Origin of the sequence: Pseudoalteromonas sp. T1lg65 (assembly GCF_051930985.1) — a bacterium.
GTDB lineage: Bacteria > Pseudomonadota > Gammaproteobacteria > Enterobacterales > Alteromonadaceae > Pseudoalteromonas.
Map to the genome: position 1 here is coordinate 2,302,903 of NZ_CP196837.1, position 15,397 is coordinate 2,318,299.

Below are 15,397 nucleotides of genomic sequence, written 5' to 3' on the forward strand. Positions count from 1 at the left end.
CAAGAAGTAGCTTAACTTGCACAACTTTAATCAGCCTGACGTCGCTATGATTTTTTGCTGATTTTGTGTCGACTTCAGCCATTAATGCTATGCGTAACACTATGCAAAAACAATACGAACCGATTTACCATTCGATATTGAAGTGGGTTTAACAAAAATAGCAACGAATATGACTGCTCAATAAGTCAGTCACAAAAACGCACAACTCGTAACGTGACTGAGGCAAAAATAAAAGTCTTGTTTATTAGTTGGTTGGAATAAGCAACAGAATGGCTTTCACATTTGTTTACTTTTCAACCTTATTATAATTTTTAAAAACACAACAATCGTGTACACTCCCCCGCCGCTAAGAGTTGTCTGGAGTGTTTATGCGTATCAAAACCCGTTTATTATTGTCATTTTTGCTTATTGGCTTGCTTCCTGTCGGTGTGATCTCACTATTTTCACTGCTTTCAGCAAGCTCAACGATTGAGCAACAGACCTATAATCAACTGACATCAATTAGACAAATCAAACACGCCCAGATCACACGCTATTTTGATTCGAGAAGAGCTGATTTGAACGTGTTAACAGCAAAGTGGAAAGCAGCCTACCAAGAAAACACTCACCAATCTCTAAAAACAGCCGCAGAACAGCACCACGAGTTTTTCAATACGTTTATTGAAGCGAACGGCTACTATGACCTTTTTATTATCAATGCTGATGGCTTTGTTGAATATACCGTTGCCAAAGAATCGGATTATCAAACCAGTCTGGTCTCTGGGCCTTATAATGACTCTGGCTTAGCTTCTTTGTACCGCAATACCCTATATAACCGTGAATTTACACTTCAAGATTTTTCACGTTATGCGCCGAGCAATTATGAACCGGCGGCATTTATTGGTCAGCCAGTGATGAGAGACGGTAAGGTAGAGGCCATCATTGCTCTACAGCTATCAATTGATGCCATTAATCGTATTATGCAACTTCGCAGCGGCATGGGAGAAACGGGTGAATCTTATCTTGTTGGTGAAGACAAGCGCATGCGTTCCGACTCATACCTGGACCCTATCGGCCGTTCAATCATTGCCAGCTTTGCGGGAACTGTACAAAGAAATGGCGTTGATACTATTGCGGTACAAAAAGGTTTACGAGGTACTTCCGATACTGAAATTATCATCGATTACAATGGTAATCCTGTGCTTTCTGCTTATACACCTTTTAGCTATGCCAATTTAAACTGGGTGCTGTTGGCAGAAATAGACAAAGCAGAGGCATTTGCGCCAATTTATAGATTAAACTGGATTATAGGTATCATTACGCTGATCACCTTGCTAGCTGTGATCTCTATCACCCTCGTTGTGTCTCGCTCCATTATCAAACCGTTGGGTGGCGAGCCAATCAAAATGCAGGAAATCAGTGAGCAAATCGCACAGGGTGATCTTAGCCAACATTTTAGTAACCACGCTCAATATGAGGGCGTGTATGGTGCAATGGCGAGCATGAACCAATCGTTAAATACCATGATTGGGACTATCGTTGAATCTACTATGCAACTTGCCAGTACTGCTGAGCAAACAAGTGCCGCTAGCAATCAAGCCAATGCCAGTTTGCAGGAGCAACATGCCAACATAGAGCAAGTTGCGCTGGCGATGGATCAAACCAATCAGTCGATAGAAGAAGTCGCACACAATGCCCGTATTGTTGCCGATTTGAGTCACAGTGCAACGCAAACTTCTAGCTCGGCAAATGACACTTTGCAAGCCACCGTTGTCCAAATGACCCAGTTAAGTCAAGCAATCGACAATGCAGAACAGGTTATTAACCAAGTTGAAGGCAACGCACAGACCATAAGCCAAGTACTGGAAGTCATTCGGACCGTAACGGAGCAAACTAATCTACTGGCACTAAATGCTGCGATTGAAGCTGCTCGTGCTGGTGAACATGGTCGAGGATTTGCAGTTGTCGCCGATGAAGTCCGACAGTTAGCAAGAAAGACTCAAGAATCTACAGCAGATATTGAAGACATGATCAACAACCTACAAGCTGGTACACAGCAAGCCGTGACTGAAATGCATCTGTCAATTGAAGCCACCAAAACCACGATTATTGCTGCAAATGACAGCGCTGCTCTTTTGCAAGACAGTGTGCAACAGATAAACCAAATTGCGCAAAGTGCTGAAGTGATAGCCACCGCAGCACATCAGCAAACCGTAACAACTGAAGAAATTAAACACAGCATTGAATCAATTAAACAGGCTGCTATAGAAAATGCGGCGGGTGCTGACCAAGTTTCATCTGCAAGTTTTGAACTCAAGAAGCTGAGCAACGATTTAAAGGACATCACCAAAAACTTTAAGTTGGCAAATTAGTCTATAAATTAGCTGGTGTTATTTCGCTTGAAAAACAGAGGTCATCTAAACTAGACGACCTCTGTTACTTTTACCCTTTCAACGCGACGTTGATAAACACAGCTGTCATCAGTACTGGGCAAACAAATCGCACGTATTGGGCAAACCAATAGTGCAAGCCCGTAGCGTCTTCTCGTAATTGATTACCACGTTTCCATACCCAGCCTACAGTAACAAAGTAGAACAGTCCCATTAGCGGTAATTGATAATGTGTCAGCAAGCTAATCACCAAACCAAACAACCAATCAAAGTTTAAGATGATAGCCATGGAAGCAACAAAGATGACTGCGGTAACAATCCAAGTTGCTTGTTTACGTTGCATACCATGATTTTCAACCATAAAAGACACCGGGATCTCGGTGGATGAAATAGTTGATGTAACAGCCGCTATCGACATTAGGACAAAAAAGGTCAAGCTCACTAATAAGCCCATTTGGCCCATGTTTTCAAAAAGTTCTGGCAGCACAGCAAAGATCAATCGCCCTTCCCCAATAAGTTTCCCATCTTGAAAGACTTCCACGCCATTTTGTTGCGCAACGAAGATAGCTGGAATAATTAAAAGGCCAGCTAAAAACGCCACTCCGGTATCCAACATAGCTACGCTGAATGTTAATTTGGGCAGGTTTTCATTAGGTTTTAAATAAGAGCCGTAAATCATCATACACCCTACACCTAACGACAATGAAAAGAACGCTTGTCCCATTGCTGCGATGATGAGATCAGGATCTGTAATTTGAGCGAAGTCAGGAACCAAATACGCCTTGAAGCCCTCTGCTGCACCGTCTAACGTGCCCATATAGATAATCAGCGCAATCAATAACAGTAATAACAGTGGCATTAGCCTTCTAGACCACGCTTCGATCCCCGATTTCACCCCTTGCAATATAATACTGGCGGTCAGTAACAGCATCAGAGGTGTAAACACGAAATTTCGAGTGCTCGAGTCGCCACTTAAAAACTGGCTAACTGCATCTAGACCGAACAGCTTTGCAATGGGGTCTAGCGCATGGGCAAGCATCCATCCGGCTACGATGGAATAAAAGCTCAACATTACGATGGCACCAGTCAAACCTAGGTAGCCCGCTCCGGCGCCTATTTTTGGGCTTTTTTCTTGCCATGCAGACTGCAAGGCTTTGACTGGGTTAGATTGGGCTTTGTGACCAATATAAAGTTCAGTGTATAGCGCGGGTAACGCCAGTAAGAAAATTACCGCGAAATAGACAAGTAAAAACGCACCGCCACCATGATTAGCGGCTTGAGTTGGAAATCCCCAAATATTTCCTAAACCAACAGCTGCACCAGCAGCAGCCAGAACAAAGCCAAATCGGCTTTGAAAACCATCACGCATTTGAGCCATATTTTTTATCAGTATTTATTGTTATTGGCGCCCGATTATACGGACTTGGATTGAAATTGCGAGCTTGAAGATGTCGATTTCAGAAACAGCCATTTGGCTATTTTAGGCACGTTTCATTCAATTTCAGCTCAAATCCCCGAAATTAAGTTTAAGAATGGAGATTTACAGCAATTTTACATGGTTAAGATAAATTTCACGTATCTAGCTCAGCAGGTGCTCTACACCTGCTGAGCTTGTTGTTATGCAACTTCCAGTAATTTTTGGTGGATTGTTTGCACCACGGTATCTGAGTCGGCTTGATCCACTAAAAAACACAGATTGTGCTTACTTGCACCATGGCAAATTAACCGAATATCAAAATCCGACAATGTCTGCATTAAATTCAATTCGCACTGCTTAAGCTGGATTTCAGAACCGATCAATGCCACCAAGGTTAGATTGTTCTCCACCGTCACGTGACAGAATTCATTCAGCTCATCCAAGCAATCTTGATCGAGCTCAGGTCGAGAGGCATTGAGTGCATTATCTAATGTTAATGCCACACTGATCTCTGACGTTGTGACCAAATCTACAGAAATGTTGTAGTTACTTAAAATTGTGAAAATTCTCGCCAAGAAACCGCTCGCTAGCAACATTTCGGGGCTTTTCAGTGTCAATAGAATTTGATTTTTGCGTTGTGTGACCGCCCTAATCCCCGGCACTGCGCTCTTATCTCGCTCAATCCACGTACCACCTGCTAGCGGATCGCGGCTTGAACCAACGAACACCGAAATACCACGACGACTTGCCGGTAAAATAGTGGCAGGATGCAATACTTTGGCACCAAATGTCGCCATTTCTGCTGCTTCATCAAAGCTCAATCTCGGAATCGGTTTTGCCATCTGACACAATCTCGGATCGGTGCTAAAAATCCCCACGACATCCGTCCAAATATGTACACTTCCTGCTTCAATAGCTTCGGCCAGTAACGCGGCGCTATAATCCGACCCACCACGACCTAGTGTGGTGGTCTGGTTATATTGGTCACTGCCAATAAAGCCTTGGGTTACCTGAACGGCACTTTCTAATAATGGCAGTAAGTGGTGTTGTGCAGCTTCTCGTGTAGCTGCAACATCTGGTGTTGCTTTACCAAATTGGTTATCCGTTTTTAATACTTTCCTGACATCGAAGCGCTCACTTTTAATGCCAGTATTGCGCAATATTTGCGTAAATAAATAGGAAGAAAAGCGTTCGCCAAAGCTCAGCATTTCATCACATTGCTGTTTATTCAAAGCCGGTAACTCGGCCAATTGTTTAAACTCGCTAAACGTTTGCTCATAGCCTTGCGCTAAATCCACATCTAAGGCAATTTCATCAATAATCTTTTGTTGTATATCAGCAACCGCCGCAACAATTTCAAGTCTTTCTTCTAACGCGTCTTTTTGCTTAGTTAACGTCACCAAGTGATTGGTTACGCCGGCACAAGCGCTAACAACGACGACTTTAACGTTTTGATTATCTTTGATAATTTGAGCACAACGAGACATGGCCTCAAAGTCTGCAACACTGGTTCCACCAAACTTTGCGACAACATATTGCGAATTCATTTTCTCTCCTTCGGGTTACGCTTTAGTAACCGTTTTAAATAAGGAGAACTTGGCGAGGCGATCTGAAATATCGAATTTAGAATAGACCTTAGCCAGAAGCTCTCCACCAACTTGGTGACAGTTCCGAGGATTCAGCCTCGTAAACCGAAAAGTAGCCACGACGAACAACTACTCTTCTCGGCGAGTACCTCCCTCACTAATGATCACAGGTTTCGTCACCTCACATTAGCTACCTAAGCATCGCACCTCTTCTGATTATTTTGCCTGACAGTATCTGAACTGAGACAAAATAAAAGCGCGCCATTTAAGCGCGCTGTGAGAAATTATCTTTCAGACATCTAGAAGTCAAGTTTTTTTATATTAAAAACAGATTAAACTCCTAGAAAAATAGTGTATCTACATAAACTGACCCGCAAAGTGTGCGCCAGTATAACCAATACTATAAGCAATCAGGATGTAGCCACTCATTTTCAAATAACTGCCAAAGGTTAGTGCCTTTACCTTACTCATAGCGATAATTCCCGCTGCCGAGCCAATAATAAGCATCGAACCACCAACACCAGTCGCATATGTGAAACTTAGCCATTGAGCCGCTGTCATTTCAATATCCGCTTTTAATAACGCAGCGGTTAGCGGCACATTGTCTACCGCGGCACTTAACAAGCCCATTAAAAAGTTTGCGTATTCTGGCTTTAAATACACGTAAAGTTCGGTAAATTTCGCCAAAATACCCACTTCCTTTAACGCCCCAACCAACAACAATACACCGACAAAAAACAATAGCGTGTCGTATTCTATTTCGCGGATATAGTCGATGATTTTCTTGTTTACGTCCTTCTTGCGCATTAAAAACTGTGCCACTAAGAACATAAATGATAAGCCAAACAAGAAAGTCAACATTGGCGGTACGTGGTACTGCACGCTCAAGAACAAAGTCGCCAAAATCGTCGTCATAAATATGGTAGCAATCGTAATATCGGTTTTCTCGATTCGACGGTATTCTTGCTTTTCAAATACCAGCTGCTCGTTCATCCCGATCGACAGCATCGCCGCAAGTACCAAAACACTAATAATGGCTGGGGTGACTAACAATAATAAATGTGGGATCGTTACTTTGTCTGCAAGGAAAATCATCAAGGTCGTTACATCACCAGTGATCAACGATACCCCACCTGAATTTACCGCAAACACAATAAGGGTGGCGTATTTAATCAGCTTTTTAGGGTCCAATTTTAGTGACATCACCACCGCCAGAGACACCAGCGTTGCTGTAATATTGTCCGAAATAGAAGAAAATAGAAATGCAAAGCCACCAACTAGAAACATTAGCTTGCGTTCACTAATATGGGTTGGCATGATCCGGTGAACGATATTTTGGATAAACCCTTTTGAGTTTAGGTACGCAACGAAGGTCATCGCTGCCATCAAAAATAACCACAATGTAGCTATTTCAAGAATATTGTGATCCAACTGATGTTGCACACTTTCTGAGCTTTCGCCATGAATTGGCGAGATAAAGGTGATAATCCAACATAAAGTACCAAAAAAAAGCGTCGTTTTGGCCTTGTTTACATGAATTATATCTTCTATAACGATGAGTACAAAAGCGATAGCAATCAGGGTTAGTATAATGGGCGTGACCATAGCGCGTAAACAACCTGTAATTAATGTGACAACGTAGAGAGGGTTTGTGTTGGGCGCGGATTCTAGCACTATTGAGAAGTAAGCGCTATCGGGTACAACAATGTGTGACAACTTTATTACTATCGGGTGTCACATAATCGCTACATACTGGAAAGTTATGATCCCAGCAAAAAAAGTATTAAATACAATAAATGATCATTGGAGCGTTTTAGAACTACTTTTTAAACGCTTTAGAATGACAGATTTTAGTCTTAAAGATGTACAAAACATCATAAAACAAAAAAATCCAAACTGGACCAGTGAACGAGTTTATAAAGAAACCAACCGGTTACTAAATCAAGAAGTGATTATCCCTTTGGCAAAGTCTTCACAGCTAGAAATTAACCGTGCTGTTGCTGATTTCGCTAGTTTTTTACTACAAGAAGAAAGCCTTGGTTTAGCGGAAGAAATTACCGTACTGGTGCAAGATATCGAACGTTTGGGTAATCGCCTCGCCCAATCTGGGCTAGAAGGCGACTATTCTGAGCTAAGACGTTTTAGTCGAATTATGGATGAGCGGGTACGTAAAATCGTGAAGCTTTATCAGCATAATGAAAGCGCCATCATGAACTTAGTGGAACAGGCAAAATCTGACAACTCTAGCGTATCATTGACAATGCGCTACAAAGCAGTGTTAGAAGCATTTGAAGAATATATCGAGCCGATGCTGGAGATGGTTGATATTCATGGTCCATTCCAGCGCTGCTTTGATCAGATTGAAATGCAGGTCAGTGAGCAAATAGATCACATTGAGCAAGTAGGACGAGGCCATGCGGATAAACGCATGCTAGAGCAGCTGCGTACACGCATTCTAGATATGCACTTAATTGGCCGAGAAAGCCTCAGTCGCAGTGCCGATATTCTCATGCCATTAAGAGAAGAGTTAAGACGAAACACACTTATTACCCGTCAAGCTTCAAAGGTCTTAGGACTGATCCGTAAAAAGGGTGTAGATCACATTCTGTCCCCTGTTCAGCCTGATTTTGTCTCTGATATTCAAAGATTTAACTTAGGACAAAAACGCCATATGGTCGCCTATATGGCAAGCTTAAGTGAGTTCGAGCACGAAGAGTATCAGTTGCCCGATCAGCAAGATGTACCAGCTTACCAAAGCCCTAATATCCCTGACTATCGCGATGTGAAGAAAAAAGTACAGTCATCCGGCCAACCCGGTAAAGCGCTATTGGGCCTATTATCAGAGAGCTACCCTGATCTCGACGCCGACGAAATGCTGTTTATTTACCAAAAATTAATTAATGAATCCGAGCTGGCGCTAACGCAAGATGAGCACAAGTCAAAACTGACTATTGCATCACACACCTTTGCTTTATACCCATTCAGTACCGCAGAAAAACAAGATTAAAAGATATGACACAGATTAATCTGGAGCAGCTCAGCGAGCTGCAAGCAATTAACAAAAAACTGGTTAGTGGCTATCACATTAGTGAACAAGATACCACACTTTGGCAACAGCTGGACCAAGAAATAGAGAGCTATCAAGCACTATTCGCCGCACTTGGGCATGATTTACAACACGATGCCAGAGGTTTCTATTACCTAGCCAGTGATGAAAGCACGCCCAACATGGGAAAAATCTCCCGTGCCATTGCGCTAACGGTATACATCGCCATCGAGCATTTTGCCAACCAAGGCAAAGATCCGTTAAATGCCCTTTTTGACGAAGTTGTCGATCTAGAACTGATGCAAACGCTGGTACAACTGAATAAGCATTTGTTTGACCAGTTAGAAATTTTTTCCGGCTCCGATCTGCGTAAAGATGTGTTGCTCAGAATGGTCAGGCTTGGATTAGCTCGCGAAGTAGAACAAGGTTTTATGTTGTTAGCACCAATTTATCGCTATATCGATGCATTAATGGAAGTCAATGAAGAGCAATATGACAGTGAGGACGAGCTATGAGTGAAATGATGTACGGATTAAGTAAGCTCGCACTACTCAACACTGCTGGCTACGCAAAATGTGTTATTCCATTGGATAAAAGCGCTTCGATTTGTGCGCCAAATAACACCGGTAAAAGCTCGGTGATCAACGCACTACAATTTCCTTTGATTAATGACTTGCGTCTGACGGAATGGGATGGTCACGATCTTGAGGAAACACGTAAATTCTACTTTTCTTCGGATCAATCCTACATCCTACTAGAAGCCAATTTGCCGCATGGTGATGTCGTTATTGGCGTTGCTGGACTGGGCAAAATTGCAGGCTATGCACACCAGTTTTTTTGCTACCCCGGAAAGCTTAATCTAGATGATTACACCGAAGGTAAAAGTATCATCAAATACACCAAGCTTTTTAAGCACCTGCAAGCGAAACAATACCAGCCAATTGAGCTAAAAGCACAAGAGCTGAATGCCCTACTCACTGGCGGCGCCACTCCTTATGATGGCGACGTAAACTTAAAAATGATCCCATTAAACAATGTGCAAGATGCTCCTGTTTATAAAGAGATTTTCCGCCGTATTCTAAATTTACATAAATTAGGAGCACAAGATGTAAAACGCTTTATGCTAAAAGTGTTTGAACGTCACATGTCTAACTCTAAAGTCGACTTTTACGAGGTGTGGCGACGTGCTTTTGATAAAGTGAACCGAGCTCGCCGCGAGCTGACTGCGCTGGAGTCCATGCAAGAACCGATTTCTGCACTTGAATCTATGCTGGAATCCGAAGCGACATTAAAGGGTAAGTTAGCGGCCTATGCGCCAAAAATCGATATTGCCTTGGCGGAGTATGAAAACTACCATACCGCGCAACTGGCAGAACTGGATGAGCAATTACTTGCCATTGAAGATGAAAAACGGGAGTTTGAGTCTAAACAGCAGCTATACGTACAGCAATCTCGAGATATTGAACGTAAACAAACCCAAATTGAGCAGTGGTTTAATGACTACCATGCGTTAAAACAAGAGTTCGAATTAACGAATCATGCTACCTTAAAAACGAACTTATCGCTGTTGAAAAAAGAGTACGAGCAACTGTCATTTTCAATCAATAGTGCGCAAGGTCAAAGCCTACATACCTTGGATTTTCGGATCAACGAAACCCAAAAGCAGATCAAGAGCCTCAAATTACAGTTGAAAAACCTCGAATTCAACTTGTTTACACGCATGCGTGAAGACCTTTCGCTAAAAGAAGTGGAAGAAATTTCACGGCTACTTAACCCTGATTTATTGTCTTTTTCCACTACCTCGCAAGGCGAAATCGACATTAGTGATGAAGATGCCTTTGGTGACTTTCTTACTCAGCTCTCTAAATCAGTTCAGGGCGGTGAATTACATGTACCTGGCGCGGTGATCAAACTGAAAAAGCTTGCTCCGGTACAAATGCAAAGTGGTGAAAATAAAGTACAGCTGCAAGCGCAACTCAGTTCATTACAACAGGCATTGACTGAGTTAAAGCAGCAGCGTGAAGTTGCGTCTAATGTTGCAGATAAACAAAAAGAACGCGATGATCTGTATGAAGAACTGATGGCCACAGAAGCTGCAATGAAGCGCTTTGAGCAATATCAGACAATGTTACAATCCGTTGATGCACAACAAGCACTAAAAGAGCAATTGAACCTTGAACGTGAGCAAGTCGATGACTACCTTCAGGATATTCAACGCAGTGCGGGTTCTATTTCAGATAGACGCTCCATCATCAAGAGCAAACAAGATTTATTAGTTCGCCAAACTGACCGACTAAAACAAGTTAAAGCCGAGCGGATTGACCATAACTTAGATTTATACTCCGGTAAACTTGCGCCGTATGAGCTGGAAATCACCCTAGATTTTGATAATTTATCGGATGTAATTCACCAATTTAATAAAGAGTGTAATGAGTTACGTAATTTGGATGTCAATGTTCGTAACACCTATTTACACATCTATAATGCAGGGATCACTAAATTTGACAATGAAACCAACCAAGAGTTGAAGTATCAAAAGCTGATCAGTGCGTATCACAACATCGACAATGAGCGAGATGCAGTAGATAAACAGGCGCGAGTCGCACTAACTGAAGTTGCAGCTACGATAAAAGGCTTGCGACAAGACTTAGACCGGTTGCGCCGTGAAATGAATAGCTTTAATAAAGGCATTAGCCAACATCGAATTTCTAACTTAAAGTCATTCAAAATTAACGTGATCTCACGAAAAATGTTGATCGACAGTATCGATACCATTATTGCTACTTCAGATCTGTATGAACAAGGCGAAAGCTTTGATTTATTAAGTGAACAGCCTAGTTCTGAGAAAGCCGTCAACGAAGCAAAAGATCATATTATCAAGCTCGCCAGTGACAAAGCTGGATTAACGCTAACCGACTTATTTGATATTCGCTTTGAAGTGGTCAACCGCAGTGGAGATACTGAACACTACGATAAAATTGACTCAGCTGGGTCGAATGGTACGCGGATCACCATCAAGCTACTGTGTGGTATGCTGTTTATCAGATATCTATTGTCTGATCAGGAACAAGCCATGTATCGTATTCCTATCTATATCGATGAAGCGGCCGATATCGACCCGCAAAACCAAAAAGCGATTATTGAAACTGCCCTGAGCTTTGGTTTTGTACCTATTTTTGCATCGGTTAAGCCGCAAATAAGCTGCGACTATTTAGTGCCGATCCGCAGTGTTAATCAAGGCAATCAAAACTGGGTTGATGAGAAAGACTGGATTGAAGTGGAACATTAACGCTAAGTTAATGTCCAATAAAGAATAATTAGGATGCTCTAGCATCTAATAAGGAGTAAAAAGTTATGTTGAGAAAGCTATTTGTCGCATCGTTAGTTTTAGTGCTGGGTGCATGTACACAAACACCAGATTGGGACTATGACCGTTCTGTGCAGTTCGCAAATTATAAAAGCTATGCATGGTCGCCTGACGCGGATTTGAAAAACCATGGTCGTGAGTATCAAGTGAATGACTTAATGGAAAAACGTATTCGTAATGCCATCAGCTCAGAAATGGCAAAGCAAGGATTCACTCTTACCGATGCGAATTCCGCTGATGTGTTAGTAAACTATCATGCTTCGGTAGATACCAAGCTTGAAGAAGATGAAATGCACATTAGCTACGGTGCAAGATGGAATTATTGGGGACTTGGTTGGCAAACTCACACCACGACCAGAGAGTATGAAGTTGGCACTATTGTGGTTGATATGATTGATAGAAACTCTAATCAATTGGTCTGGCGCGGTGCCAAAGAAGGACGTCTGCGTAATAAGCAAACTCCAGAGCAAAGAACGGCTTCAATTAATAAAACGATTGCTGAACTACTCAGTAATTTTCCTCCTAAGCCTCAACATTAATGTGGCACTTTAACGAGGCCAGCCGGCCTCGTCAGACCATTGCTATATTCACTTTCAACATTGCAGAAAATGGTATAGCAATTCGCTTAATCTAGCAGGCTAACCTTGCAGTCATAAGTACTGTTACCTACTGAGAATTTACCGTCGCCATTCCAACTGTTATCCACAGCAAAGCTTGCAGTAAATGGTGCCTCGTAGCTGCCGATAGCTGGAGGTGGGAAGGAAACCAACGCTTTACCTGTCAATGCACCCACTTTAGTAACCTGATTAAAACCCGTTGCGTGCATATGACCTGCGCCACTTGCTGTGAACGTTGGCGAGTGCTCTGTACCCTCTAGGATACGGCCATGACCCGCACCGTTAATAGAGCCTGATACAGCGTCAACCACTAATTGAATTTCCATTGAACCGCCGCCAACACCCGCTGTTTGATATTGTAATTTAACTAGAAATGCACCTTGTTCTGACATTTTTCTGTTCCTCGATAAGTTGATTTTTAATACCAATTCTCTTAATTAGTTGATCAACTTTGAGTCGAGAAAAGCGAGTTGATAACCAGGCAAAAATTTTGCTATTTAGTTGTTCTAAATGAGAAATTTTTAACGCGGTTAGCGACAGCTTTATTCCTCAAATTGATCAAATATTAATGTGAATTGGTATAACAGTCGGTTAGCACCAATTTGCTTAATTAGATGGTCTATTTTGAACAGAGATAACATTGCATTGACTCCTTCAAAATGAGCAAATTATTCGTTCAATTGGTACAATTCAACCGATGCACAGAAGTGTAGAGCAGATTTTTCGAAGAAGTAATTACGCCAAGTTACACTTGATTACACAGAAAGGTTTGGCGCAGGCTAACAGAGCAGCAAGGTGCAACAGATTGTTGCACCCAAGAAGTGGTTAAAGGTTGCTTTCGTATATCGATAATGCGTTATCTAAGTCTTCAATTAGATCATCAACATCCTCAAGTCCGATATGTAGTCGAATAATGGGTCCATGATCCCAGCCTGTCACTGAGCGCAGCCCAGCCATAGTGACGTTCGCTGTGACCAAGCTTTCATACCCACCCCAAGAGAAACCCATCTTGAAGTGTTCAAGCGCATCTAAAAAGCGATTTACTGCTTTTTGGCTACCCTCTTTCATTACAAATGAGAACAAGCCATTACTGCCATCGAAATCGCGTTTAAAAAACTCATGACCCGGGCATGTTGTAAACGCAGGGTGTCTTACGTGGTCAACAAGTGGATGTTCAGCCAACCACTTTGCAACTTGTAGCGCAGATTGTTCATGTTGCTTTAATCGTGCCGGCATTGTGCGTAGACCGCGTAGTGCCAAATACGCATCATCAGCTGAGGTACATTGGCCGAGCAAATAGGAATGTTCGCGCAGTTGCGGCCAGTAGCGTTCATTTGCCACTGCAACTCCCATCATCACATCTGAGTGGCCAACAATATATTTGGTAGCGGCTTGAATGCTGATGTCGACACCATGCTCCAGCGGGCGATATTGCCAACCGTTGCCCCAAGTATTATCTAGTACGGTGACTAGACCATGAGACTTTGCAACACGTACAAGCTCAGGCACATCTTGTACTTCCATTGTGATTGATCCCGGGGATTCAAGGAACAACACCTTAGTGTTACTTTTGATCAGAGATTCAATTCCTGCACCAATCATAGGATCGTAATAACTGGTTTCTATGCCATAGCGAGTGAGAATTTTGTCACAAAAGTCTCTGGTCGGCTCATAAACAGTATCCACCATTAAAATATGGTCACCGGCTTCCAACAATGACAATAAAGACTGGCTGATTGCGGCCGCTCCTGAAGGATAAAGCGCACAACCGGCACCATTCTCTAGCTCCATAATCGCGTCTTGTAATGCAAAATGTGTTGTCGTACCGCGGCGACCATAAAACAATGTGCGATGGCTGCGTTCTTTTATTGCTTGATGCATTTGTGCAACACTTTCAAACACGACAGTCGAAGCACGCTGTACCACCGGATTCACTACCCCTTGGGTGTACTCTGACTTGCGACCGGAGGATACTAGTTTGGTATTTTTTTTCATAATTCGCCTTTTTTTTGAAAGCGCCAATGGTCAATTAAGTAGCGAGAAATAGAATCTTTTCTTGTTAACTTAAAGCCAGGCGCTTCATCACCCCACTCCAAAAATTTATCAAGCTCAGCTCTTGAAAACCACCGAGCTTGTTCTAATTCATCTTGTTCAACAAAAATATCTGTTGATTTTGCTTTCGCAGTAAACCCAAGCATTAACGATGATGGAAACGGCCAAGGCTGAGACGCGATATAAGTTGCTTGTTCAGCATCTACACCAGCTTCTTCTTTTACTTCTCGGATCACGGCTTGTTCAAGTGTTTCACCTGGGTCAACAAAACCAGCCAAAGTAGAAAATACCCCTTCTGGCCAGCTTGCTTGGCGACCTAATAGACAACGTTCAATGCCATCTGGAAATTCATACGTCACCAACATAATGACTGCAGGATCAGTACGAGGAAAGGTCATATGACGACAATCTTGATTGCTACAACCTCTTGCGTGTCCAGCTTCTACTGGTCTATTGGCTTGTCCACATCGGCCACAAAAACGATGGGTTTTATGCCAGTAACAAAGTCCACGAGCTAACACGCCCATTGATCCTTGTTCTAGCGGCAAGTTGCGACCAACTAAACGCATGTCAACAAATTCGCCGCTGGCAAATGTTGTTGGCTCGCTAAGCTGCTCTGAAACATCCAAAGCAAAATAGCTATGCTGAGGATCCCGGCCTAAAAAAATGGCATGGTCTAAATCAAATTCAGCAACCTCTTTTCGCGATAGGAGCAACAGTTCATCATGAGTAATGTTCACAAGATTGCAGTCTTGATGGATCAACAACCAACGGCTATTCTCACCCATTTGTGACAACAGCCAGTTCTTATCTTTTCGCTCATTTGATGCTCTATCTAGCATCATGTGGGTATAGTACAGCAAGCTCAATTATCCCTATTTACCAAGTGGCTACACGCTACCATAGCGTTGGATTTGTGGCAAAAAAAAAGCCCAAATTGGGC

Annotated in this window: 11 protein-coding genes and 1 riboswitch; of the genes, 5 read left to right on the plus strand and 6 right to left on the minus strand. The window is 42.6% G+C overall.

Annotated elements, in window-relative coordinates; all coding sequences use genetic code 11:
- Positions 1-368: 368 nt before the first annotated feature.
- Positions 369-2,351 carry a methyl-accepting chemotaxis protein gene (locus ACSLBF_RS10055; RefSeq protein WP_440053283.1) on the plus strand — a complete coding sequence of 661 codons (1,983 nt, stop codon included), beginning with the start codon at positions 369-371 and terminating at the stop codon, positions 2,349-2,351.
- Positions 2,352-2,421: 70 nt separating this feature from the next.
- Here the strand turns inward: ACSLBF_RS10055 and ACSLBF_RS10060 are convergent, their stop codons facing one another.
- From ACSLBF_RS10060 to nhaD, 3 genes are all read right to left on the minus strand, one after another.
- Entirely contained in the window at positions 2,422-3,747 is a 1,326-nt protein-coding gene (locus ACSLBF_RS10060) for a sodium-dependent transporter (protein WP_440053284.1), read from the minus strand.
- Between the two features lie 239 nt (positions 3,748-3,986).
- Positions 3,987-5,333: a lysine-sensitive aspartokinase 3 gene (gene lysC, locus ACSLBF_RS10065; RefSeq protein WP_440053285.1), complete on the minus strand. Its 1,347-nt coding sequence runs from the start codon at positions 5,331-5,333 to the stop codon at positions 3,987-3,989.
- A gap of 88 nt (positions 5,334-5,421) precedes the next feature.
- Positions 5,422-5,592: riboswitch (Lysine riboswitch) on the minus strand.
- Between the two features lie 137 nt (positions 5,593-5,729).
- On the minus strand, positions 5,730-6,977 hold the full coding sequence (nhaD, locus tag ACSLBF_RS10070) for a sodium:proton antiporter NhaD (protein ID WP_440053286.1): 1,248 nt from the start codon (positions 6,975-6,977) through the stop codon (positions 5,730-5,732).
- Between the two features lie 157 nt (positions 6,978-7,134).
- Here nhaD and ACSLBF_RS10075 point away from each other — a divergent pair, with 157 nt between their 5' ends.
- From ACSLBF_RS10075 to ACSLBF_RS10090, 4 genes are all read left to right on the plus strand, one after another.
- Entirely contained in the window at positions 7,135-8,379 is a 1,245-nt protein-coding gene (locus ACSLBF_RS10075; RefSeq protein WP_440053287.1) for a hypothetical protein, read from the plus strand.
- Positions 8,380-8,384: 5 nt separating this feature from the next.
- Entirely contained in the window at positions 8,385-8,933 is a 549-nt protein-coding gene (locus tag ACSLBF_RS10080; protein ID WP_440053288.1) for a condensin complex protein MksE, read from the plus strand.
- Positions 8,930-11,707, plus strand: a complete 2,778-nt coding sequence (locus tag ACSLBF_RS10085; protein WP_440053289.1) for an ATPase — start codon at positions 8,930-8,932, stop codon at positions 11,705-11,707. The genes ACSLBF_RS10080 and ACSLBF_RS10085 overlap by 4 nt, the downstream gene beginning before the upstream one ends.
- A 65-nt stretch (positions 11,708-11,772) precedes the next feature.
- Entirely contained in the window at positions 11,773-12,324 is a 552-nt protein-coding gene (locus ACSLBF_RS10090) for a DUF4136 domain-containing protein (protein WP_440053290.1), read from the plus strand.
- Between the two features lie 86 nt (positions 12,325-12,410).
- Here ACSLBF_RS10090 and ACSLBF_RS10095 read toward each other — a convergent pair whose 3' ends face one another.
- The 3 genes from ACSLBF_RS10095 to nudC form a co-directional block, all read right to left on the minus strand.
- Positions 12,411-12,794 (minus strand): DUF1842 domain-containing protein, encoded by a 384-nt coding sequence (locus ACSLBF_RS10095; protein ID WP_440053291.1) that lies wholly within the window; start codon positions 12,792-12,794, stop codon positions 12,411-12,413.
- Between the two features lie 433 nt (positions 12,795-13,227).
- Positions 13,228-14,397: a cystathionine beta-lyase gene (locus ACSLBF_RS10100; protein WP_440053292.1), complete on the minus strand. Its 1,170-nt coding sequence runs from the start codon at positions 14,395-14,397 to the stop codon at positions 13,228-13,230.
- Positions 14,394-15,317: an NAD(+) diphosphatase gene (nudC, locus tag ACSLBF_RS10105; RefSeq protein WP_440053293.1), complete on the minus strand. Its 924-nt coding sequence runs from the start codon at positions 15,315-15,317 to the stop codon at positions 14,394-14,396. The genes ACSLBF_RS10100 and nudC overlap by 4 nt, the downstream gene beginning before the upstream one ends.
- Positions 15,318-15,397: the final 80 nt, after the last annotated feature.

Coding starts and splice junctions, on each gene's coding strand:
- ACSLBF_RS10075 (WP_440053287.1), top strand. CDS start 7,135: ATGATCCCAGCAAAAAAAGTATTAAATACAATAAATGATCATTGGAGC.
- lysC (WP_440053285.1), bottom strand. CDS start 5,333: ATGAATTCGCAATATGTTGTCGCAAAGTTTGGTGGAACCAGTGTTGCA.
- ACSLBF_RS10090 (WP_440053290.1), top strand. CDS start 11,773: ATGTTGAGAAAGCTATTTGTCGCATCGTTAGTTTTAGTGCTGGGTGCA.
- ACSLBF_RS10095 (WP_440053291.1), bottom strand. CDS start 12,794: ATGTCAGAACAAGGTGCATTTCTAGTTAAATTACAATATCAAACAGCG.
- nhaD (WP_440053286.1), bottom strand. CDS start 6,977: ATGGTCACGCCCATTATACTAACCCTGATTGCTATCGCTTTTGTACTC.
- ACSLBF_RS10080 (WP_440053288.1), top strand. CDS start 8,385: ATGACACAGATTAATCTGGAGCAGCTCAGCGAGCTGCAAGCAATTAAC.
- ACSLBF_RS10085 (WP_440053289.1), top strand. CDS start 8,930: ATGAGTGAAATGATGTACGGATTAAGTAAGCTCGCACTACTCAACACT.
- ACSLBF_RS10100 (WP_440053292.1), bottom strand. CDS start 14,397: ATGAAAAAAAATACCAAACTAGTATCCTCCGGTCGCAAGTCAGAGTAC.
- ACSLBF_RS10060 (WP_440053284.1), bottom strand. CDS start 3,747: ATGGCTCAAATGCGTGATGGTTTTCAAAGCCGATTTGGCTTTGTTCTG.
- ACSLBF_RS10055 (WP_440053283.1), top strand. CDS start 369: ATGCGTATCAAAACCCGTTTATTATTGTCATTTTTGCTTATTGGCTTG.